This window comes from Tunicatimonas pelagia, assembly GCF_030506325.1.
GTDB lineage: Bacteria > Bacteroidota > Bacteroidia > Cytophagales > Cyclobacteriaceae > Tunicatimonas > Tunicatimonas pelagia.
Genome location: NZ_CP120683.1, coordinates 7,046,516 through 7,067,990, shown reverse-complemented (window position 1 = coordinate 7,067,990; position 21,475 = coordinate 7,046,516). Strand labels below are relative to the sequence as shown.

At 44.4% G+C, this 21,475-nt stretch carries 20 protein-coding genes; 7 read left to right on the top strand and 13 right to left on the bottom strand.

Translation table 11 applies throughout. From position 1 onward, the window contains the following. The first annotated feature begins 95 nt into the window (after window positions 1–95). The 3 genes from P0M28_RS29965 to P0M28_RS29955 are packed head-to-tail and all read left to right on the top strand — an operon-like array spanning window position 96 to window position 2,103. Window positions 96–950 carry an SPFH domain-containing protein gene (locus tag P0M28_RS29965; protein WP_302207196.1) on the top strand — a complete coding sequence of 285 codons (855 nt, stop codon included), beginning with the start codon at window positions 96–98 and terminating at the stop codon, window positions 948–950. A 42-nt stretch (window positions 951–992) separates the two neighbouring features. Further along, window positions 993–1,223, top strand: coding sequence for a type II toxin-antitoxin system antitoxin (locus tag P0M28_RS29960; protein WP_302207195.1), 231 nt, complete (start codon window positions 993–995; stop codon window positions 1,221–1,223). 13 nt (window positions 1,224–1,236) lie between these two features. Next, on the top strand, window positions 1,237–2,103 hold the full coding sequence (locus tag P0M28_RS29955) for an acyl-CoA thioester hydrolase/BAAT C-terminal domain-containing protein (RefSeq protein ID WP_302207194.1): 867 nt from the start codon (window positions 1,237–1,239) through the stop codon (window positions 2,101–2,103). A gap of 43 nt (window positions 2,104–2,146) precedes the next feature. On the opposite strand, the gene P0M28_RS29950 is transcribed toward P0M28_RS29955, so the two are convergent. The 5 genes from P0M28_RS29950 to P0M28_RS29930 form a co-directional block, all read right to left on the bottom strand. After that, window positions 2,147–3,319, bottom strand: a complete 1,173-nt coding sequence (locus P0M28_RS29950) for a hypothetical protein (protein WP_302207193.1) — start codon at window positions 3,317–3,319, stop codon at window positions 2,147–2,149. An 83-nt stretch (window positions 3,320–3,402) separates the two neighbouring features. Next, window positions 3,403–4,266 carry an outer membrane beta-barrel protein gene (locus P0M28_RS29945; RefSeq protein ID WP_302207192.1) on the bottom strand — a complete coding sequence of 288 codons (864 nt, stop codon included), beginning with the start codon at window positions 4,264–4,266 and terminating at the stop codon, window positions 3,403–3,405. A 117-nt stretch (window positions 4,267–4,383) separates the two neighbouring features. Next, window positions 4,384–5,580, bottom strand: coding sequence for an McrC family protein (locus P0M28_RS29940; RefSeq protein ID WP_302207191.1), 1,197 nt, complete (start codon window positions 5,578–5,580; stop codon window positions 4,384–4,386). Then, the gene (locus P0M28_RS29935; protein WP_302207190.1) at window positions 5,573–7,168 is read right to left on the bottom strand and encodes an AAA family ATPase; all 1,596 of its coding nucleotides are present in this window, start codon (window positions 7,166–7,168) and stop codon (window positions 5,573–5,575) included. Before P0M28_RS29935 ends, P0M28_RS29940 begins: the two co-directional genes overlap by 8 nt. 97 nt (window positions 7,169–7,265) lie before the next feature. Further along, on the bottom strand, window positions 7,266–7,952 hold the full coding sequence (locus P0M28_RS29930; protein WP_302207189.1) for an SDR family oxidoreductase: 687 nt from the start codon (window positions 7,950–7,952) through the stop codon (window positions 7,266–7,268). 188 nt (window positions 7,953–8,140) lie between these two features. On the opposite strand from P0M28_RS29930, the gene ggt reads away from it, so the two are divergent. After that, window positions 8,141–9,856, top strand: a complete 1,716-nt coding sequence (ggt, locus tag P0M28_RS29925; RefSeq protein ID WP_302207188.1) for a gamma-glutamyltransferase — start codon at window positions 8,141–8,143, stop codon at window positions 9,854–9,856. On the opposite strand, the gene P0M28_RS29920 is transcribed toward ggt, so the two are convergent. Further along, window positions 9,853–10,053, bottom strand: coding sequence for a hypothetical protein (locus P0M28_RS29920; RefSeq protein WP_302207187.1), 201 nt, complete (start codon window positions 10,051–10,053; stop codon window positions 9,853–9,855). The two genes, ggt and P0M28_RS29920, sit on opposite strands and share 4 nt — an antisense overlap. Window positions 10,054–10,265: 212 nt before the next feature. On the opposite strand from P0M28_RS29920, the gene bshB1 reads away from it, so the two are divergent. After that, the gene (gene bshB1, locus P0M28_RS29915) at window positions 10,266–10,988 is read left to right on the top strand and encodes a bacillithiol biosynthesis deacetylase BshB1 (RefSeq protein WP_302207186.1); all 723 of its coding nucleotides are present in this window, start codon (window positions 10,266–10,268) and stop codon (window positions 10,986–10,988) included. Here the strand turns inward: bshB1 and P0M28_RS29910 are convergent. From P0M28_RS29910 to P0M28_RS29890, 5 genes are all read right to left on the bottom strand, one after another. Next, window positions 10,981–11,541 (bottom strand): hypothetical protein, encoded by a 561-nt coding sequence (locus tag P0M28_RS29910; RefSeq protein WP_302207185.1) that lies wholly within the window; start codon window positions 11,539–11,541, stop codon window positions 10,981–10,983. The genes bshB1 and P0M28_RS29910 overlap by 8 nt on opposite strands. Window positions 11,542–11,617: 76 nt before the next feature. Then, the gene (locus P0M28_RS29905; RefSeq protein WP_302207184.1) at window positions 11,618–11,815 is read right to left on the bottom strand and encodes a Sec-independent protein translocase subunit TatA/TatB; all 198 of its coding nucleotides are present in this window, start codon (window positions 11,813–11,815) and stop codon (window positions 11,618–11,620) included. Between the two features lie 70 nt (window positions 11,816–11,885). After that, a complete protein-coding gene (locus P0M28_RS29900) occupies window positions 11,886–12,572 on the bottom strand; it encodes a metal-dependent hydrolase (RefSeq protein WP_302207183.1) in 687 nt (228 codons plus the stop codon). Window positions 12,573–12,633: 61 nt separating this feature from the next. Beyond that, the gene (locus P0M28_RS29895; RefSeq protein ID WP_302207182.1) at window positions 12,634–13,509 is read right to left on the bottom strand and encodes a toll/interleukin-1 receptor domain-containing protein; all 876 of its coding nucleotides are present in this window, start codon (window positions 13,507–13,509) and stop codon (window positions 12,634–12,636) included. Window positions 13,510–13,549: 40 nt separating this feature from the next. Beyond that, on the bottom strand, window positions 13,550–14,968 hold the full coding sequence (locus P0M28_RS29890) for an L-serine ammonia-lyase (protein WP_302207181.1): 1,419 nt from the start codon (window positions 14,966–14,968) through the stop codon (window positions 13,550–13,552). Window positions 14,969–15,314: 346 nt separating this feature from the next. On the opposite strand from P0M28_RS29890, the gene P0M28_RS29885 reads away from it, so the two are divergent. Together P0M28_RS29885 and P0M28_RS29880 are read left to right on the top strand one after the other, a co-directional pair. Beyond that, window positions 15,315–18,503, top strand: coding sequence for a WD40/YVTN/BNR-like repeat-containing protein (locus P0M28_RS29885; RefSeq protein WP_302207180.1), 3,189 nt, complete (start codon window positions 15,315–15,317; stop codon window positions 18,501–18,503). A gap of 137 nt (window positions 18,504–18,640) precedes the next feature. Continuing rightward, window positions 18,641–19,744: an AI-2E family transporter gene (locus P0M28_RS29880; protein WP_302207179.1), complete on the top strand. Its 1,104-nt coding sequence runs from the start codon at window positions 18,641–18,643 to the stop codon at window positions 19,742–19,744. On the opposite strand, the gene P0M28_RS29875 is transcribed toward P0M28_RS29880, so the two are convergent. Together P0M28_RS29875 and pfkA are read right to left on the bottom strand one after the other, a co-directional pair. After that, window positions 19,711–20,229, bottom strand: a complete 519-nt coding sequence (locus P0M28_RS29875; protein WP_302207178.1) for a hypothetical protein — start codon at window positions 20,227–20,229, stop codon at window positions 19,711–19,713. The two genes, P0M28_RS29880 and P0M28_RS29875, sit on opposite strands and share 34 nt — an antisense overlap. 175 nt (window positions 20,230–20,404) lie before the next feature. Then, the gene (gene pfkA, locus P0M28_RS29870) at window positions 20,405–21,376 is read right to left on the bottom strand and encodes a 6-phosphofructokinase (RefSeq protein WP_302207177.1); all 972 of its coding nucleotides are present in this window, start codon (window positions 21,374–21,376) and stop codon (window positions 20,405–20,407) included. Between the last annotated feature and the right edge of the window lie 99 nt (window positions 21,377–21,475).

Sequence of the window (21,475 nt, the reverse complement as noted above, 5' to 3'; positions counted from 1 at the left end):
CTTAAAATTTACACTCCAGAAAAGCCATTTACACTAACCTTTTTGAGTATCTATCGTAATGATATTAAAATAATATCACTTTAATAAACCAAGCTATGAAAAACGAGCACGAAATCAACCCTGCCTCCGGCTATTCTATGGCCGGATCCGCTCTGATAGTCGCATTTATTATTTTCATTTCGCTGATGATTAGTAGTATCGCCTGGATCGCTATTTTTGCTATTCCAGTACTGTTATTACTACTGCGCGGATTTATTATGATTCAGCCTAACGGCTCAATGGTTATGACCTTATTTGGGGATTATAAAGGGACAATAAGGAAAAACGGCTTTTTCTGGACGAACCCTTTTTACAGCCGACAGAGAATTTCGTTGCGAGCTCGTAACTTTGATAGTGAGCGGGTGAAGGTGAACGATAAACTGGGTAACCCGATTATGATTAGCGTGATTCTGGTTTGGAAAGTGGAAGATACCTACAAAGCGGCCTTTGAGGTTAACGACTACGAAAATTTTGTGAAAGTTCAGTCTGATGCAGCCGTTCGTAAATTGGCTAATTCGTACCCCTACGATAATTTTGACCATGAACACGAAATCACTTTGGTTTCGGGAGTAGATGAAGTGAATGAGTCGTTGGAGGGGCGATTAGGTGAGCGACTCCAGATGGCAGGCATTAAAGTAATTGAAGCACGTATTGGCTATCTGGCGTATTCATCCGAAATTGCCAGTGCTATGCTTCGTCGCCAGCAGGCCACCGCTATTGTAGCCGCTCGCGAAAAGATTGTAGAAGGAGCGGTAAGCATGGTGGAAATGGCACTGGAAGACTTGTCAAAGAAGAAAATTATTGAGATGGACGAAGAGAAAAAAGCTACGATGGTTAGTAACTTGATGGTAGTGCTTTGCTCTGATAAGGATGCCACTCCGGTAGTGAACACCGGAACATTGCACCAGTAATTTACATTCTATCAGTAAGAACAGCTACGAGATGTCCTGTTTATGTCGAAGAAGAAAGCATTTGCCTTACGAGTGAGTCCTGAGATGATGGCAGCCGTTGAAAAGTGGGCGGCTGATGAGTTCCGAAGTACCAACGGACAGATTGAGTGGATCATTGATCAGGCTCTGCAAAAGGCTGGAAGGAAGAAGAAAGTCAAAGAAGGAAAGAAAGACCCAGAAGCTGAGAGTTCGAAGCAACTCTCTTCCAGGACTGGAGATCGAAACACCGATTGATATAATGTATCACATGAAAAGTATAATCTTGTATAGTTCAGGAGTACTTAGTTTACTAATTGTATCCTCTTGTAATAGTCTCTCAGATAGAAGCGGAGTGATTGACTACAAATTATTTTTGGCGGTAGATGAAAAAAGGCCAATGGTTGTAGCCTTGGGAGGCAGCGAGGGTGGAATGGTATACGCTGGGAAAGAAACGCAGGGTTTGAGAGGTAGTATTTTATCCCGTGGGTATCACTTTCTAGCGATTGGTTATTTCGGTACTTCAAATACCCCTGACGTATTAGACCGAATTTCCTTAGATGCTATCTACGATACAATCAGCCGTGTTAGCCAGCTACCATTTGTTGATCAAAACCAGATTGCTCTTTTTGGCGGTTCAAGAGGAGGGGAACTCGTCCTTAACATAGCTTCAAGGTATCCAGATATTGCGGCGGTGATGGCTATTGTGCCTTCTCATGTAACGTTGCCCGCTCGGTTTGGATGGAACGAATCTTCCTCCTGGACATTCAAAGGCGAAGAAATTCCCTGGGTGGCTGCATCGGATGAAGCCAGAGCGTTGATAGATGCTGGGGATTTTTACGGAGGTTTTAGCAAGATAATTGAGAACCCTCAATCTGAATCTGTTACAGAAGCTGCGATAGAAGTAGAAAAGATCAATGCACCAATACTATTTGTTTCTTCTTCAGAAGATGAAGTATGGCCTTCTACGCTGATGGTTAATAGGATGATAGAGAGGCTCGAAGAGGACCACCGCAGCGGCGGCCGCTTTCAGTACCACTATCAACACGTTGAATTAGAAGGTGGTCATGCCGCGTTTGCTAAAAACTACGGAGTGATCTTAGATTTTTTAAGCGAGCAATTGCCCGTAGACAAATAGATATTCTCTAAGTAAAGTTATTAAAATCAAGCGTTTAAGAGAATTAAAACCACCCTGAAAACTCCTGCTCGGATAACTTAAAGAGCTGTAATCGGGAAAATCTTCCGGCTACGTAGGTCTCAGCCGCCACGACTAATCCGCCGTCGCCAGTCACGGTAAAGTCTCCCAGTAAGTAGGGATTGGTTTGTCCTAAATAGTTGATGCTCATTAGCTCGCCAGATTCTTTAGCGTAAGCGTAGAAAACTAATTGACGACGCTTGGTTTGGGTTCCGTACAAAATAATATCTTGCCCCGCCTGAGTGATTTCCTTAATAATTACTCGCGCATTTTCATCAATCTCATTAAAGTCAACCGTTGGTAAATCACTACCCACGGCAATAGTACGTTCAGAGATCGGTGCATTAGTTAGTAATGCGCCTTGCCCAAATTTACTTTGTGCCAAAGCATACTGTTCGGCAGCAATGGGATGTAATGCACTAATTACGGATTCATCCCGATAGCCGTGCAGAGTTCCAGCAAGTTCTCCGTTGCTCTGGTTAGCAAATACTAACGAAAATGAATAATTATAGAAGCCATTGAAGTACACGTAGTTACCGTTAGTTCCAACGAAGAAGGGGAGTGCTGAACCTACTCCAGCAACATGGTTAATCACATACTCCTCTACATCTTCTTCCACTCCGTAAGATTCACTCCAGATTTCGGTAAAGGCATTAGTGTAAGCGTGTAAAGTGCTGCTTCGGCTCTCACGGTCGTAGCCCAGAAAAATCCAGCCATTGTCAGCAGTACGATGGACGGCTAGCGGATAGCGAACATTAGAAATTGTGTTGATCTGACTAACCGTTCCGGTAGCTGGATTCACGCTATGCACTTCTAAACTCTGCGACAGCTCATTCATACCAAACATAATGAATCCTGAATCCTGCGCAAATAAATGGGGGAGAGGACTAACCAGTGGCTCTTCCAACGTCATTTCCCACTGGCTCATTCCTTCTTCATCGGATTTAAACAAATGGGCTTTCCACTGCTCGGTTTTAGAAAGGGTGAGGTAGCCACTATCCGAGGTTTGCACAATCGCCATTGGTTCATAACCATCAGAAAACTGCTGGGTCTCGTAGATACGCGTAAAGCTATTCCGAGGCTCAATTAGCTCCTCGTCCGAACTACACCCATAATTCAGTATAATTATTACCAGCTTGATTATCAAATACTTTTTCATAATAATGATGAATGAGTAATGAATAGTGATGGATGAATAAAGAGTTTTATTAGTCATTACTCATCGATCATTAATCGTTAGATTTACATGATTACTGGTGAGAAACTTTTGGTCAGATACTTCATGGGGAATACCAACTGAAAAGTGATTTCCCGACCGGATAAACGGATATCATCTAAAGCGTTGCCTAATCCCTGGAAGTTACGGGTAGCTGAAAAACGGGTTTGGTCGTTGACAATGGAGTTGAATCCGTAGTAGTAGTTTAGTTCTATACCCGCCATAAAGCCGGTAAAATGATAGAAAATTCCACCGCCAGCTTTGGCTGCCCACTGACCGTCGTTAAATAAGGTTGTCGCGGTGGTTGATTGAGTATCGCTTTGTAGCGAAATGGGCGAACCTGAAGTAAAGTCAGTACCCGAAGCAGTCAGCTCTTTGGTAGCATCTACCCGCATTTGATACTGGATTCCGGCTTGCACGAAGGGTTTCCACCGTCGGGGTAGAAAAACGTAGCGGGCTGTGAGCGGCAACTGCAAATAGTGCAACGTATACTGATGGCTGTAATCTATTTCGTAGGAGTTATTTTCATTATCAATATCATTCCAAGCGTATTCAGTGCGGTAACCCCAGCGTTGTTGAGCATAAGAAGGATTGAGCACAATCTGAAGAAACTTAGCTGGAGAAAAAATAGTAATAAGCCCCAGATGATAACCGATTGGCTGCTCTGAAGAAGAGTAGTCTTTGGTCTCCAGCACATCGCCTCCCCAGTAATCTATCTCAGAAAAGCTTTCCTGTACTTTGGGTTGAAACTGGTTGATTCCGCTAGAAATTCCAACGTACCACTGCGAGGAAGTAAACCCGCCACCACCTGGTCGACGTTTAGAACCTTGGGCTAACGCTTCTAGTGAGAAGCAAACAATCAGTGAGAGTATCCAGCAATATTTTACCATGGCTTATACTATTTGCCAAAATTATCGCAGGGATTATGCCAATTATATAATTATTAATGGATATGTAATAAATATTCTTATGTGAAATATTTTGTTGATGAGCGTGAGCCCGTATTATCATATCAGCAAAATATTTAGTAATTGGGACTTAATATTTTCTAAAATTGATAAAAACTGAATCTCTCCGGTAGCGGAATTAGTAGAAATAAGGTTGAATGATGTTTGAGTAGGGGATAGGTTGTTAGACTGCGGGTAGAGTAAAATACCTCGGCTTGCTTCAAAAACTTGCGTGTAGGCGAATACTTGGCGTAAATCCTCATCATTTGGCTCCGGGTAAGCAAGTACTTTCCATTTGGTGTCAATCACTATTCGTTGCTCGCCTTCGAGCTCTAGCAGAAAATCAGGACAAAGGTTCTTGGTTCGCCAGAATGCGCGCTGGGGTTGGTAGTGTAGTTTGAAGTTATGCTCGTGACTCAGTTTTTTTAGATGATAATACACCAGTAACTCGAATACCCGACTCATATCAAACAGTAGTGAAAAGCCAAAATCTTGTCCGGCAAATGTTCCTCCCAAATATCCACCGCAAATCAAATTAGCTAACCGCAGAGCGAGTTGGTAATGCTGGGTAGCTCGATTTAGTGAAATCTGAGGTTCTAGAGCATCTAATGAAATATCAGTTACCGAACGGAAATAGCGCAGCAGATCATTGGTTTTAGCTGAGTAGTGACCCGATTGGGCAACAATTCGCAGAGCTTGCTTAATACGCTGATTGAGTGAATGGTCCTTTACGTGATTTTGGGATTGTACATAAAATCGATGCTTCTGCACCAGATTGGTACGAATCTGCTCGGTGAGTAGTAGTTTACCTCGCAAAAAAGGTTGTTGCCCTTGCTGACTGCGGTACTGACGGGCGAGTCCGCGCGGAGTGATGCGACTTACTTCACTGATAAAAGCGCGTTGCAGTGTTTCGGTTAGTTCACCGGGCTGCATCAAAAGCTGAGGATTGAGATTGCCGAGTTGAGGCAGAAAATCAAACTGCTGAAGCAATTGCGTCCAACGAAGCCGAGTCTGAAAAATATTGCCGGAACGGTCAATCTTGGGCAAAATTTCAATAATCACCTCCGGTAATTCTACCAATCCCACGTAGTTGCCCCAGCGCACCGACTGATATTCCAAACGATACATTCCTGCTGGAAACTTACTTTTTAGCTGAGCTAATTGCCAGAGATGTTTTTCGGTGAAAATAAATCCATTTTGCTGCTGACCCACTAGCAAAGTGGCTTGTTCGTATACAGAGAAGATGAGTTTACTCATGCTGGTACACTCGCTGAATAGCTGCTAAAAACTCCGAATCATTCAACTCGCGCCAGCGGTATCGTTTTTCAGGCAGATTAAAGACAGAAGTTTCACCCATAGAAAGATGCTCTCCCGAAAGTTCTTCAACAAATGAAATACCCAGTACAGCAATCCGCTTTTCCCAATCGTCAAAAAAATATTCTTCCAGTAACGGAATAATGCGCTGGTACATCGCTTGCCGTAAAGCATTCAGTGGATTCTCGGTACGCAGAACTGGGAGAAAATAGGCGTGTCCAATCTCGTAATCTTCGCTCCGAAGCCAGAGTAAACGCTCGTTCATTACCCGGAGTAGTTTATCCAGATAGATTTTCTGCGAATAGTTAGTGCTCGGTTCAGCAGCCTGAGCCAAATTATCTTGACTAACGTTTTCTGCTTTCTTTACTGGAATAGTTACCGATGGTTGTAGCAGATCAGCGTTGGGGCGAATGGCCTGAAAGGTAAACCTACGGCGAAATGCTAAATCGAGTGTGTCTACGCTTTGGTCAGCCGTGTTCATTGTACCAATGAGAAATAAATTAGGTGGCACACTAAAGGTTTCGCGAGAGTAGGGGAGAACGGTTTGTAAAGCTTCCGTCCTTCCGGCCCGTTTGTCTTCTTCTATTAGTGAGATAAGCTCCCCAAAAATACTGGCTGGGTTTCCTCGGTTGATTTCATCAATGATAATTACAAAATTTCCGGCTTGCTGATAATCCGTGGTAGAAAGCTGACTGTAATCCAGTTGCTGAGCCGCCCGTTTCATCTGCTGGTACTGCACTGCTGAAACTGAGTTGCCTGATAGCTGATGATTGCTTAATAAGGAATTATAAATCCGGTAACGAGTAGCTTCAAAAGCTTTCAGCCGCTGAAAAGCGGCCCACATGACCGAAGTATTGCCTCGACCTACCACCTCGCTAATTTCGCTAAGCTGGTTGATTGCTTCGACATCCAAAAATGCTCCGTACATTTTGGCTAAACTCTGCTTAGTAACTGAATATGTTTTTCCTCCAGCGGATGTCTGAAACGCCAGTGTATTGTTTTGATTGATATTGACTAGTTGGTAAGATTTACCCGTCCGGGTTTCAAACGTAATTTCTTCTGAACCCTCCTGCATCATCCGTTTGAGGTAGTCTACAAACTCAAAGTATAGCGCGTCAAACGGACGGAGAGGTAAGGGGCTTTCGTCCGCTTTCTGGGATTGATTAGGAAGAGCATCTAAGGCTCGTTGCTGCTGAGCTAGGTGCAAAGCATAAGCCGCATTATAGCTCATTTGCTTGAATAGTCCATCAACCACATCGTAGTACAGATCATTTCGCTCATTTTTGAATGGCTTAATACCTTCCACAAAATCTTCGTAAGCGAAGGAGGGGTGAAAGGTCAGTACTGCAACGTGCCCCTGCTGCTGATACTCATTAAGCTGAGCTTTTAGCTTACTTCTTTGATCCGGTGGATATTGCTTTTGAAGCTCAGAATCAGATAAGTTCTCGATAAGTTGAACAGCTCGTCGAGACGTTAAATAGGTTTTTCCGGTGCCCGGTGGGCCGTAAAAAATAGTGTTTAGTGCGGGCATTAAATGCTTAAAGTTTCAGTACTAATGGAATTAGCTAAAATACTGAAAATCAAAATTATAAATATAATCTATTCAATATTATAGACAATCTTAGTCCCTAGGGCTGCAACGGCCGCACCTCTATATCTACGTAGTGATAATTAGGATGAGCTTTCAGTGCGTGTACTACCGAAGACGCAATATCCTCCGGACGCATTTTATTGGTTTTAGACGGTGGCGAGCCCATTTCTTTAGAAAAATTAGAGTGAACCGAACCGGGTGAAAGGCAGGTGACTTTGATACCATCGTAGCGAAGTTCGGCGTGCAACGCGTGAGAAATACCGTGTACGGCATGTTTGGTGCCACAGTACGCCGCCATTCCGGCAATACCAGTAGTACCTGCCCCGGATGAAATATTAATAATATGTCCTTGTTTCATTTGTTTCATCAGTGGAATTACGTGCCTAGTCACGTAAAAAAGTCCGTGCACGTTTACATTAAATAATTGCTGCCACTCCGATGGCTCCATCTCATCAGTAGCTCCTTTGTATCCAATACCGGCATTATTGATGAGTATTGAAATATGATCGTCTGTTAGCCCAGTAGTTTCTTCAAAAGCCCGATCTACTTGAGCTGAGTCAGCAATATCGACCTGTACTGAGTGGAAGTGCTCGTGCTCAAAATCGGGTTTGGTTCGGTTCCACCCAATCACAGTAACTCCTTCTTCTAGAAGAGCTTCGGTGATAGCTTTGCCAATGCCCCGACTGCTGCCGGTGACAATTGCATTTTTATTAAGTAAATCCATACTATTATTTTTTGAGTTGTTTGAGAGTCTAATTTGCCCTTATTTGTTCGGCAAAATAGTCAGACTATCAATACGAATCTATTTCTTTATTACTGTAAACTAATATTTAACAACTATGTCGTAGATTTGCAAAGCCTCATTTTTAAACCCATATTCGGCATTTATTTCAGATTGCATAATAAAAATACATGAAAGCATATTTCTACAGCATTTTTATTCTGGCTTCAGGATTTTTTTCACTCCGATGCACTGCCCCCATCAGCGAAGAAGTAGCGGTAGCTCCCCCTACCGGAGTCATTGCCGATGAAGCAATGGTCGTAAGTGCTCACCCTCTGGCCTCGCAAGTAGGGGCCGAAATACTTAAACAAGGCGGAAATGCTGTTGATGCCGCAATTGCGGTGCAATTCGCTTTAGCCGTGGTTTATCCGGCGGCTGGTAACATTGGCGGGGGAGGTTTTATGGTGATTCGGGAAGCTGAGGGGCTGACCAATACCTTGGATTATCGGGAAAAAGCCCCACTAGCGGCTACTCGCGATATGTACCTAGATGAAAATGGTGAAGTAATCAAAGGTGCCAGCCGATTGGGGCATCTGGCTTCAGGAGTACCTGGTTCGGTAGATGGCATGGTGAAGGCGCACGAACGCTACGGCAGCTTACCTTGGGAGGTATTGGTACAGCCTTCGGTTGATTTAGCTGCCAATGGTTTTATCTTGACCGAAAGGGAAGCAAGAGGGTTGAATCGCAGTAAGGAGGTATTTCAAGAAGCCAATACTCAAAGCCCTGAATTCTTGCTAAATGAAGCGGAATGGCAAGCGGGCGATACCATTTATATGCCCGAATTAGCGGCTACCATGGAGCGCATTCGTGATGAAGGTCGAGCGGGTTTTTACGAAGGTGCAACGGCAGAATTACTGGTAGCTGAAATGGAACGAGGGGGTGGGATTATTAGCCTAGACGATTTGGCGCAGTACGAATCTAAGTTTCGGGAGCCGATAGTCACAAAATACGAAGGCTTACGATTTATATCTATGCCCCCTCCTTCCAGCGGGGGAATTGCTCTAGCCCAACTTCTAAACAGTGTTGAGCCTTTTCCCTTAGAGGAAATGGGACATAACACTGCCGCTACGGCTCATGCGATGGTAGAAGCTGAACGCCGGGTTTACGCCGACCGAGCAACCTACTTGGGCGATGCGGACTTCTATCCGGTTCCAATGGCAGATTTACTTGAACCAGAGTATAATTTGATGCGGATGGAAAACTTTGATTCTACTACCGCTACGCCAAGCTCGATGATTTCAGCGGGTAATCCCGCCCCAGTGGAGGCAATGGAAACTACCCACTTCTCAATTATAGATAAAGACCGGAACGCAGTTTCGGTAACCACTACGCTCAACGGTGGCTACGGTTCTAAGGTAGTGGTTGGCGGAGCGGGTTTCTTCCTTAATAACGAGATGGATGACTTTAGTATCAAACCGGGTTTTCCGAATATGTTTGGTTTGGTGGGCGGAGAAGCTAATGCTATTCAGCCTGAGAAGCGGATGTTAAGTTCCATGACCCCGACTATCGTAGAGAAGAACGACAGTCTGTACATGGTGGTAGGTACGCCTGGTGGTTCTACCATTATCACCTCAGTATATCAAACTATTTTGAATGTGTTAGAACACGGTATGGGTATACAGGAGGCAGTTACTGCCGGACGCTTTCACCACCAGTGGAAACCTGATACTATCTTTGCCGAACCTACTGCCTTCAGTATTGATGTTGCTCAGAAACTGAAAGATATGGGGCATCATCTGGTTGAACGAAGCAGCATCGGTCGAGTAGATGCTATTTTAGTACTACCGGACGGAAAGCTAGAAGGCGGAGCCGACCCCCGAGGCGATGATACGGCAGTAGGTTACTAAAGAAGTGACAACAAAATAAAGAAGCTAAAAATAACGCCATAGCCAATCAGTACATTCAGCCCGCGTACTCGGGGACTGGATTTTTGTGTTGGACTTTTAGTAAACGCTGAGCGAATAGCATGCCCGATACCTCCGGCCACATACAATCCAGCTAGTTCCAGGCCAATTAGGAGCATAAAGGTAAATATCACCGCCATAGGAAAGTGTTCTTTATTGTCTTTACGACTTAATATCCAATTATGTTCTTCTCTAAGAAGTTTCCTTACCTTTATATAAAAAAGGGGAGAGGTGAAAGATAGATGGTAAAGGATAAATTTGACACAAGACTTTTCCCTTCACACATCCTCTAATACCCACCCCGGATTGGTTCCGGGGCTAAACCCCACCACCCAGTGGTAATCAATCAGATATGACGAAAGTAGATATACTAGTAATTTCTGTTCACCCCGATGATGCCGAATTAGGTTGTGGAGCTACTATTGCTAAGCACGTAGCCAAAGGTAAAACAGTCGGAATTGTTGATTTGACCCGAGGCGAGTTAGGCACCCGAGGCACGCCTGAAATTCGGGCGAAAGAAGCGGAAGAAGGACGGAAAATTCTCGGAGTGGCTTTTCGGGAAAATTTAGACATGGCCGACGGTTTTTTTGCCAATGACTCAGCGCATCAGTTAGAAATTATTAAAGCTATCCGTAGCCACCAGCCCGAAATAGTGTTGGCTAATGCGATTAGCGATCGTCACCCTGACCACGGACGAGCCGCTACATTAATTCGGGACGCTTGTTTTTATTCGGGGTTGGCTAAAATCAGTACGGTTCAGAATGATGAAGAGCAGATGGCTTGGCGACCGAAAAAGGTGTATCACTTCATTCAATCCAATTATATTCAGCCCGATTTTGTGGTAGATGTCTCAGAATACTGGGAAACGAAAATGAAAGCCATTCGGGCATTCAAATCCCAGTTTGATGGGGGCGATGGCGATGATCCTCAGACCTTTCTAACAACTCCTTTATTCATGAATTTCATCGAGGCACGAGGCAAAGAGCTAGGTCACGCTATTGGTGCTGCCTACGGAGAGGGTTTTACGGTAAACCAGCCGATGGGAGTAAATAGCTTGTACCACCTAGTTATCTAGAGAATACAAACTTTACGAAGGCTCCTTCGGGTATAGTGAGATCGGCGTAGCTGAGGAAAGAGAGATTGTTAAAATCTTCGGCATCCTGGTTAAGTACCAACTGGAAGCTATTCAGTGAAGCTACTGTAAATCGGCTTGTACGACCTGTTTCTTCTATGGTAAGTTGATTATTGTTAGTAACTGACCACCAGCCTTGGGTGCTACCTAGTCGGTTCTCGTAGAAAAGGAACGAGTTATTCTCTTCCTCGAGTAAAAAATGCACTCCCTCACCATAAAGATCAGTAATAGGTTGGCTATAAATTGCTTCAAGAGAGTCGAGAAATATCGCTAGCCCTTCGCTCGCGGGTACTCCTAGGCTTTCATAGTAGCGCTGATAAACCGAACGAATGGTTTGCCCCTCTTTTGCTTGTACTGAGACCTGCTCTAGATCCCATAAGCCAACTAGATGATCTTGGTTCAGCCAGCTAGCCGAGTCCTCATCACTATTGCAGGCGGTGAGTAAAAGAATGCTAAGGGACAGAAAAATATTGAAGAGCCAGTTGGATCCTCTCATGACGATTAAAAAGTTCTTGAGTACTGATTAGCCAACGTATGGAAAGGCTAATTAGTATTTGGCTCCCAGCGGAATGCTACTTATCCAAGCGAACCCCGCTCTCGATTTCGTCTTTAATTTCTTTAGTAGCATCTTTGAATTCGCGGATTCCTTTTCCCATACCGCGGGCAATTTCAGGAATTTTGCTGGCACCGAAGAAAATCAGTACAAATACCAGGATAATCATGATTTCCCAACCGCCTAATCCGCCGATGAATGATAGTGTCGTTTGCATATGTGTAGTTTAAGATTACAAATTGAAGGGTCGCAAATTACAAATTAAAACAATATCGATTTTGAATTTTTCAATCTGCAATTTTTATCGTAGAACCGATCTCGGCTAAAATCAATTCTTTTCCAGCTTTACTAAATTTTTCAATGGCTTCTTCGTGATTGATCTTTATGTAGCCAAATGTGTCGTAGTGGACGCCGAAAACTTTGTTGCATTGAATAAAATCACTGGCAGTGATGGCATCGTCTACTCCCATGGTGAAGTTGTCACCAATGGGTAGAATAGCGAAGTCTAGCTTGCCGTAGCGGGGAAGTAGTTGCATATCCATCGTTAGGGCGGTATCGCCGGAATAGTAAAAACGGTGCTGGCCGTTGCTGACGATAAATCCACCAGGATTACCCAGATACGTTCCGTCATCCAACGCGCTAGAGTGTACCGCATTTACGTAGCGGACTTTTCCAAAGTCAAAGTCAAACGCACCACCGTGGTTCATGGGATGGCCATTTTCAATACCTTCCCGACCTAGCCACATAATTATTTCATAGTTAGATATCACTTTCGCTCCGGTCTGCTTCGCTAATTGAATAGCATCGGCTACGTGGTCGGCGTGTCCGTGGCTTAGTAAGATGTAATCAGCTTCAATAGCTGAAACGTCAATATCTTTGGCCAACTCATTGGGAGTAATGAATGGGTCGAAAAGCAATTTTATCCCTGCAAAATCTATCGAGAAGCTTGAGTGTCCGTAATAGGTGAGGTTCATAATTTGAGAAATTTAATACATAAACAGGTAGTATGTTCTTGAACGAACTATGCCTAAAATTCTACATCCCATAATATTTCGCGCTAAATGCAATAGTTAGGGGTGCACCATCATAAAGGCAAGCAACACTTACCTTAAGCTTTCTTTTGTGGTCGTAGTACGTATGAAAGTGTGTTTGTTTTCTCTCAAAGTCTAACTCCGTGGGTGCAATGCTCAAAGAACCTAAGAGAGGTTCTGAGTCAAAATCTTGATTCTGGTAGTGTGGAGCTGTCGCTTTTAGATCAATTTGAATAAAACTGATAAAATTACCTTCGGCTTCTAAGAACATTTTACAATCCTCTGTTTCAACAGCAATATTACCAGCCTGATTTGCTTTTTCGCCAGTTTCTAATTCAGCTTTCTGTACAGTCATTCCAATATATTGAAATGGTCTATAGAATGGCTTAGACAATAACGGTAAGTTTATGAAGGAAGCCTTCTCAAGACACGTCTCCAAATTGTTTGTGCTTTTAGTAGAATTTAGAACGCTCTTGTTGTAAACTATGTCAAGACTATTAATTAGCTTTTTGAAAGAGTTATTGTACTCATCTTCTTGCTGAAAATCGCCGTATAGTTTCCCAATTAAGAAGCCTGGCAGATCACACTTCTTAAGAAGGATAGGCAGAACCTTTATTGGCTTACCACTGATGTGGTGATTCATCGCAACATCGAGCTCGTTAACAACCCAGGGTGCATTTACTGAATTAGGGGAAAGAACAATAATAAAGTAGTCTACTGAATCAATTCCTTCTCTTATCTTTTGCATCAGAGAATCGCCGATTTTCATTTCTGCCTCGTCAAGCCAACACCTAACACCATGACTATCTAAGTCTCTAGCAAGTTTCCTGACAAAGTGCTTATCTGAGTGGCTATGGCTTAGAAATACACTCACAGTCATTGGCGAACTTTTTAAGGTTTGTAATTGAAATACACAAATACTAACACTCCGGAATGGCTACTGAGACTTTTAGAGCTAATCCACCCTCTGAGGTTTCTTTGTATTTATCGCTCATATCCTGAGCAGTGTGCCACATCGTTTCAATCACCTGATCCAGCGATATTTTAGCATCATCAGGGTCAGCATCTAAGGCAATGTTGCTGGCGGTGATCGCTTTGATGGCTCCCATAGAATTGCGCTCAATACAGGGGATTTGAACCAAGCCGCCTACCGGATCGCAAGTAAGTCCCAAATGGTGCTCCATAGCAATCTCAGCCGCCATCATTATTTGTTTTACACTGCCGCCCATACAATGGGTAAGGGCTGCGGCGGCCATGGAAGAAGATACGCCAATCTCGGCCTGACAGCCGCCCATCGCTGCCGAAATAGTGGCTCCTTTCTTGTAGTAAGTGCCTATCTCCCCGGCTATCATTAAAAAATTGATAATATCATCATCGCTAATCTGATGTTGGCAGAAACATAGATAGTACAGTAGTACCGCCGGAATCACTCCGGCCGCACCGTTGGTGGGAGCTGTAACCACCCGACCTAGCGAAGCATTTTCCTCGTTTACGGCAAAGGCAAAGCAGCTTACCCACTTTAGCGTTTGCTGGGTATTACAACTGAGTTGAGTCAGAGCCTCTACCCAATCTTCCGGCTTACGAAAATCAGAGTCAGGCATGAGCTTTTTATACATGAGCGGTGCCCGTCGGGTTACGTTAAGACCGCCAGGTAATTTCCCTTCGGTATGGCAACCCTTATAAACGCAGTCTCGCATCACTTCCCACAACTGAAGTAGTTCCGTGCGAATAGCTTCTTTGCTGCGCCAGGTCTGCTCATTTTCCCACAAGATATCAACAATAGAGTTGCCCGTTTTTTCTGTATAAGCCAGTAGCTCCTTCGGGGTATGAGCCGGATACGGTAAAGAATGATGATTTTCTTCCGGTTGTTCGCCCTCCTTTACCACAAATCCGCCACCGATAGAGTAGTAGGTTTCCAGCAGGCGTTCACCGGCATCAGTTTCCGCCCACATACGAATTCCGTTGGGGTGATATGGCAGGTTTTCCGGGCGAAAAATAATGTTGGTAAGGGGATCAAACGGAACAGGATGAATTCCTAGCAGGTCAATAGACTGGCTCTGGCGGATGAGTTGGGTTTTTTGCTGGATCATATTGGTATCAATAGTTTCGGGGTCTTCACCCGATAATCCTAGCATAACGGCGATATCTGTGCCGTGCCCTCTGCCCGTTTTGGCTAATGAGCCGTAGAGTTCTACCGTGATCGTATTGATCTGAGATAGTTTAGACGCTTTTTGAATGGATTGGATGAACTGCTGCACTGCTCTCCAGGGGCCAAGTGTGTGTGAGCTGGAGGGACCAATACCAATTTTCAGAATATCAAATACGCTAAGTTGTTCCATGGTTGCCGTAAAAAATAGATTGCACTGGAGTAAAAAAACATGTACAAGTATAAATAATTAAGCAAAGTTGGACAAATGAAATGAAAAGACTAGCAAACAGGCATAAAAAAACCAGCAGTACGCGATTTTCAGCACTGCTGGAGTAGTTAGTTGGTTAGTTTAGTATGACTTCAATGACAGGAAATAACCTTGCCATAGCTACTGAATGGCTTAATTTAGCCATTGCGGCCGATTAGTGAGGGAGAAATTCCTCAGATTGAGGTGGAAATGCTGCCGTAAACGTTGCAGCATCGTCAGCTTTTCTATTATCTTAGCTACTTGTTTCATCTACAAACTACCTATTCCTATGCGATACTTCTCTACTATTTTGATCGCTCTTCTGGGAGTCTGTTGTCTGGCTTGGTCAGATGGCTACGCCCAACGTAAGAAGAATTCATCATCACTTCCAGCAATTGACACTACATTGTACCACGGTATGCAATGGCGCTCCATTGGGCCTTACCGAGGGGGACGTTCTTGTGCGGTAACGGGGGTGCCGGGTCAACCCAACTTATTTTATTTCGGATCTACCGGTGGTGGCGTTTGGCGTACCCAAGATAAAGGGCAAACCTGGGAAAATATTTCGGATGGTTACTTCGGCGGTTCTATTGGCGCGGTGGCTGTGAGTGAATACGATAATAATGTGATCTACGTAGGTGGAGGTGAAAAAACGGTTCGGGGTAATGTTTCCTTCGGTTACGGAGTATGGAAAACTACTGATGCCGGAAAAACCTGGCAATCGGTGGGGCTAGATCAGTCTCGGCACATTGGGCGAATCCGAATTCATCCGAAGAACCCGGATTTGGTATACGTAGCGGCAATGGGTAATCTATTTGCCCCGAACGACCAACGAGGTGTGTTTCGCTCGAAAGATGGGGGACAAACCTGGGAAAAAGTACTATTTGCCAACCCGGATGCCGGAGCGGTCGATTTAGCGATGGATCCCAATAATCCCCGAGTGCTATACGCTAGCACCTGGCGCATCCGGCGTACTCCCTACAGTTTATCCAGTGGGGGCGAAGGTTCCGCGCTATGGAAAAGCACGGACGGCGGCGATACCTGGAAAGAAATTTCAATTAACAAAGGAATGCCTGAGGGATCACTAGGCATTATTGGCGTGTCGGTCTCTCCGGTGAATTCAGAGCGAGTATTTGCCATTGTAGAAGCCGAAAATGGCGGAGTGTTTCGCTCGGATGATGCGGGAGCTACCTGGACAAAAACTAACGACGACCGGAGCTTGCGCCAGCGGGCTTGGTACTATTCGCGCATTTACGCCGATACGCAGGACGAAGATATTGTGTACGTAATGAACGTGCGTTATCACCAGTCTAAAGACGGGGGAAAAACCTTTGAGCCTTCGGTAGCTCCGCACGGTGATCACCACGATCTGTGGATTGCCCCCGAAGATAACCAGCGCATGATTATTGGCGATGATGGCGGAGCGCAGGTAAGCATTGATCAGGGCGAAAACTGGACAACCTACCACAATCAGCCTACCGCTCAGTTTTACCGAGTGACTACCGACGATCATTTTCCGTACCGAATTTATGGTGCTCAGCAAGATAACTCGACTCTTCGCGTGCTGCATCGCACGGATGGTAGCGAAATTGACGATAGCCACTGGGAAGCCACTGCGGGCGGAGAGAGTGCCCATCTGGCGATTGACCCTAACGACAACGAAATTGTGTACGGTGGCAGCTACGGTGGATTTCTTTCTCGAGTAAATCATGAGAACGAACAGGTGCGGATCATTAATGTGTGGCCTGACAACCCGATGGGCTACGGGGCTGAGGGCATGAAGTACCGCTTTCAGTGGAACTTTCCAATCTTCTTTTCTCCTCACAACCCGGAAAAACTGTACACCGCATCTAATCACTTGCACGTTTCTACCGATGAAGGCCAAAGCTGGGAAGTAATTAGCCCTGATCTTACCCGGGCTGATTCTTCCAAACTTAAATCGTCGGGTGGGCCCATTACGCAAGATAATACGGGCGTGGAATACTACGCTACCATTTTTGCAGCGGTAGAATCACCTCGGGAAGAGGGAGTAATCTGGACCGGTTCCGACGATGGGTTAATTCATATCAGTCGGGATGGGGGAGCGAACTGGAATAATGTGACTCCGCCCGATATGCCCGAGTGGATGATGATTAATAGTATTGATGTGCACCCATCGGTAGACGGAGGAGCGTATGTTGCCGGAACCCGTTATAAAATAGGTGACTTCACTCCTTATCTCTATAAAACTACTGACTACGGAGCAAGCTGGGATTTAATTACCGATGGCATAGAAAGTGAGCACTTTACCCGGGTAGTTCGGGCTGACCCTCAGCAAGCAGGGTTACTCTACGCCGGAACGGAAACAGCAATGTACGTATCGTTTGACGATGGAACCAACTGGCAGCCATTTCAACTGAATTTACCAACGGTTCCCATCACCGATCTGGCAATAAAAGACAATAACCTAATTGCGGCCACGCAAGGCCGTAGCTTCTGGATTATTGATGACTTAACTCCGCTCCACCAACTCAACGAGCAAGCCGTGCGAGACGATTTCCAGCAAAACGGCTACCATCTCTATAAGCCGATGGATAGTTACCGAATGGGTGGTCAGCAAGCCGAGCCATCACTTACGGCTGGAACTAACCATCCGGGCGGAGTCATGGTACATTTTGTGCTGGCTGAAGAACCGGACACTACCCAGGCAATAGTTCTGCAAATACAAGAGAAAGACGGAACCCTGATTCGGGAGTTTAGTACTACCGAAGGCAAGGAAACCAAAGATCCGCTGAAAGGTAAACTAGAAGTTGAACGTGGGTTCAATCGATTTGTGTGGGACATGCGCTACCCCGGAGCCAAGGCATTTGAAGGAATGATTTTATGGGGTAGTGGTACGCAAGGACCGAAGGCAGTACCGGGCGAATACCAAGTAACGCTAAAAGTGGGCGAGGAGCAGATGACCCAACCGTTTACTATTCTGGCTGACCCTCGCTGGGAATCGAGCCCTCAGGATATTCAGGCGCAATTTGATTTTCTGATCTCAGCGCGAAACAAGCTGACCGAAACCCACCAAACGATAGAAGATATTCGGGAATTGCGAGCGCAAATGAATCAAGTAGTAGAGCGAGTGAAAGATGAGGATAACATGAGCGATGTAGTGGAGATGGCCAAGAAGATTGATGAGCGGATCACCGTGATTGAGGAGGAGTTGTATCAGACCAAGAACCGTAGTCGCCAAGACCCACTAAATTACCCCATCAGATTAAATAACAAATTAGCTAACGTAGCGTCTCAGATGAGTGCGGGCAACTTCAAGCCCACCGCTCAGGCAGTAGCGTTTAAAAATGAAATCACTCAGCGTATTGATGAGCAGTTGGAGCAATTTCAGGAGGTGGTTAATCGAGATCTGCCGGATTTCAATCAGCTAGTACGAGATAAAAGTATAGATGCTGTACGTATCGAGCCTGAAGTAAGTGAAGTAGAAGGTACTCATTAAAATAATCATAAGCCGGAAGAGTAGGTATTCAGATCGTGCCTAACCTTTTCCGGCTTACTTCAGTTAATAATATTGAGCAACAACACTATTTTTTCACCTTAGCCTATTTTTAGCCGCTCTACTAAGAAACACTTTTTATGTTTTCTGAGCTAAAAACATCTTCTCTGTACAGAACGACAGCATTTCTGCTCTCGATAGGAATTGCCATATTGCTTCTTATTTTGGGGCAGTCTATTTTTATTCCACTTGCTTTTGCAGCGTTCATTGCGATCATATTAGCTCCACTGTGCCAGTACCTAGAAAATCAGGGAATTCATCGCAACATTGCGGCTTTTTTATGCACTTTGCTAGGCGGCGCTTTTGTGGCTGGAATAGTTACGTTCTTTGCTCTGCAAATATCTGCCCTTGCTGAGAATGTAGATACTTTCGAGGACAATCTGAACCAAATGACGGTCAATATATCTGCTTACTTAGGAGAATACCTGGGGCAGTCGGAACTAGGTCAGCTATCTTCGTTTAATGAGCTTTTCACTTTTCTTATGAAAGATGCTCAAAGTGCCATTGGTACTTTACTAGTACTGGTAGCTACCAGTCTGATAACAATTCTTTTTTTATCGGTTTTTGTGGTACTCTTCCTGATGTATCGTAAAGATATTCGGGACTTTGGAGTGTATCTGTTTGAGGAGAATGGTAGCAGTATGCGTCGTCTTCTGCTAAAAATTGAAAAAGTAGTAAGAAACTATTTAGTTGGTATTTTTCAAGTGATTTTGATTCTTGCCGTTTGCAATAGCATCGCATTATGGATACTGGGCGTTCCCAATGCTTTATTCTTCGGTATTTTTTCGGCTCTGCTAAATGTAGTCCCGTTTATTGGACCGATGGTTGGATCAATAATTCCGGCAATGTTTACAGTAGTGATTAATAACTCAGCGCTGGCGGGGGTGTGGGTTATTCTTTATTTCACCGTGATTCAAACTATAGAGAGTTATTTAATTACCCCTAGTATTGTTGGTAATAAGGTAAGGATCAACCCGATGTTTACGCTGCTAGCGATCTTCATCGGAAACTTAATCTGGGGAATTCCTGGGATGATTTTATTCATTCCGCTTACGGCGGTGCTAAAGCAGATATTCGATGAAGTATCAGGGTTGCGCCCTTATGCCTCTTTGTTAGGGGAGCTAGACCGAAAAAAATTTATTGATGAAGTTCAGGAGGTAACCACCTCTTCTTCCGGTAGTTGAATATCGTTACGGGAAAAACCAAATAGGGCTGCTACAAACTTAGAAGGTGGTTTAGTTACCAAACCTAAGTACTGCTCTAGTTTTAATGAATAGCGATTGGCAGCTATTCGGTAGGCAAGATCAGCTTTTTGCAATTGCTCGATACTGCTACGGTACACTTTATGCTTACCTAACTGATCAGGGAGTTCATCGACTTGTTGGGAGAGCTGTTGCCCCGAGGCCACAATTTCGGTAGCCGTGGTAGTATTTTTATCTATCGGATGAAAAGACTGCACTATCCGGTGAAGCAGCGTACTTAATGAGTCATCGTTACCCTCAATATTTGATAGTTGAATAATAATATTTTGTCGAAGTGCTGCGTAACGAAACACCAACTCGGCAGCTTCTTCTACCTCTTTTTTTCGGGTTTTTAGCGAGTGATAGTTAACAATGCCCCACAGAAAAAGGAATCCGACAATTGCCAATATGATGGGTAGAAATCCCATAGGAGTTTGTTTTGGTGTATTTTGATGTGTTCAGGTGTTCAAGTATTCGTGTTATAGTGCTTGGTGTTATAGTACTTAGTATGGTATTGAACCCAGAGCGCTGTACTTTGAACTCAGAACCCACAATTCAACTAAGAACTATAACATCATAACCATGAACACCTAAACACAATATTTAAATACTTAAAATCTTCACCATCCGCAGCATATCCTGCTCCAGTGGTTTAGAAGTATTGATACACTCTTTAAACTCAGTATAAACAATTCGGTTATTGATTACCCCGGCCATCATGCTACGTTTACCGTTCAACAGTCCCTCTACAGCTGCTAAACCCAGCCGACTGGCCAAAATACGATCCATCGCCGTAGGAGCACCGCCCCGTTGAATATGACCCAGAATAGAGACTTTAAAATCCTTATCATTCAAACGCTCCTTCACTTTCGCAGCCACTTCAATTGCCCCACCTTCCTCATCACCTTCGGCTACTACTACAATAGAAGAGGTTTTTTCGTGATTACGTCCCTGCCCCAAGGTATGAATCACATCTTCAATAGACGTGCTGGTTTCGGGCACCATAATTAGTTCGGCACCGCCACCAATCCCTGATTCAATTGCAATATACCCTGAGTCGCGTCCCATTACCTCAATAAAGAAAATGCGGTCGTGCGAGTTAGCCGTATCCCGAATATTATCAATAGCATTGAGGGCGGTGTTCACCGCCGTATCAAAACCGATAGTAAAGTCGGTTCCGTACAGATCATTATCAATGGTGCCGGGCGCACCCACCACGGGTACTCCGTATTCTTGACAAAAGATATTTGCTCCGGTGAATGTACCATCGCCTCCAATCACCACTAAGCCTTCAATACCGCGTCGTTGCAACTGGTAAAAAGCTTTCTTGCGACCTTCAGGAGTACGAAACTCATTACTACGCGCCGATTTAAGAATGGTGCCACCTCGCTGAATGATATTGCTAACTGAGTAGGACTTCATTTTGTAGATGTCACCTTCAATAAGCCCATTGTAGCCATATTTAATGCCATAGGCTTCTACTCCGTGGTAGATCGCTCCCCGAATTACGGCCCGGATACAAGCGTTCATGCCAGGAGAATCTCCTCCTGAAGTTAGTACTGCGATCTTCTTCATAAATATGATTAGAAGTTAATTTGCAAATTAAGCGAATCAACGCCGGAGAAAGAAAATAATGTTGGGGGAATATTTAGTGGTTTACCAATTATCTTGAAA

Excerpts from the sequence above, each read along its gene's own strand:
- P0M28_RS29910 (WP_302207185.1), bottom strand. The coding sequence starts at position 11,541 with ATGAGAGGATCCAACTGGCTCTTCAATATTTTTCTGTCCCTTAGCATT.
- P0M28_RS29875 (WP_302207178.1), bottom strand. The coding sequence starts at position 20,229 with ATGGGATTTCTACCCATCATATTGGCAATTGTCGGATTCCTTTTTCTG.
- P0M28_RS29945 (WP_302207192.1), bottom strand. The coding sequence starts at position 4,266 with ATGGTAAAATATTGCTGGATACTCTCACTGATTGTTTGCTTCTCACTA.
- P0M28_RS29955 (WP_302207194.1), top strand. The coding sequence starts at position 1,237 with ATGAAAAGTATAATCTTGTATAGTTCAGGAGTACTTAGTTTACTAATT.
- P0M28_RS29895 (WP_302207182.1), bottom strand. The coding sequence starts at position 13,509 with ATGACTGTGAGTGTATTTCTAAGCCATAGCCACTCAGATAAGCACTTT.
- P0M28_RS29960 (WP_302207195.1), top strand. The coding sequence starts at position 993 with ATGTCGAAGAAGAAAGCATTTGCCTTACGAGTGAGTCCTGAGATGATG.
- P0M28_RS29885 (WP_302207180.1), top strand. The coding sequence starts at position 15,315 with ATGCGATACTTCTCTACTATTTTGATCGCTCTTCTGGGAGTCTGTTGT.
- P0M28_RS29965 (WP_302207196.1), top strand. The coding sequence starts at position 96 with ATGAAAAACGAGCACGAAATCAACCCTGCCTCCGGCTATTCTATGGCC.
- pfkA (WP_302207177.1), bottom strand. The coding sequence starts at position 21,376 with ATGAAGAAGATCGCAGTACTAACTTCAGGAGGAGATTCTCCTGGCATG.
- bshB1 (WP_302207186.1), top strand. The coding sequence starts at position 10,266 with ATGACGAAAGTAGATATACTAGTAATTTCTGTTCACCCCGATGATGCC.
- ggt (WP_302207188.1), top strand. The coding sequence starts at position 8,141 with ATGAAAGCATATTTCTACAGCATTTTTATTCTGGCTTCAGGATTTTTT.
- P0M28_RS29890 (WP_302207181.1), bottom strand. The coding sequence starts at position 14,968 with ATGGAACAACTTAGCGTATTTGATATTCTGAAAATTGGTATTGGTCCC.
- P0M28_RS29900 (WP_302207183.1), bottom strand. The coding sequence starts at position 12,572 with ATGAACCTCACCTATTACGGACACTCAAGCTTCTCGATAGATTTTGCA.
- P0M28_RS29935 (WP_302207190.1), bottom strand. The coding sequence starts at position 7,168 with ATGCCCGCACTAAACACTATTTTTTACGGCCCACCGGGCACCGGAAAA.
- P0M28_RS29930 (WP_302207189.1), bottom strand. The coding sequence starts at position 7,952 with ATGGATTTACTTAATAAAAATGCAATTGTCACCGGCAGCAGTCGGGGC.
- P0M28_RS29950 (WP_302207193.1), bottom strand. The coding sequence starts at position 3,319 with ATGAAAAAGTATTTGATAATCAAGCTGGTAATAATTATACTGAATTAT.
- P0M28_RS29920 (WP_302207187.1), bottom strand. The coding sequence starts at position 10,053 with ATGGCGGTGATATTTACCTTTATGCTCCTAATTGGCCTGGAACTAGCT.
- P0M28_RS29940 (WP_302207191.1), bottom strand. The coding sequence starts at position 5,580 with ATGAGTAAACTCATCTTCTCTGTATACGAACAAGCCACTTTGCTAGTG.
- P0M28_RS29880 (WP_302207179.1), top strand. The coding sequence starts at position 18,641 with ATGTTTTCTGAGCTAAAAACATCTTCTCTGTACAGAACGACAGCATTT.
- P0M28_RS29905 (WP_302207184.1), bottom strand. The coding sequence starts at position 11,815 with ATGCAAACGACACTATCATTCATCGGCGGATTAGGCGGTTGGGAAATC.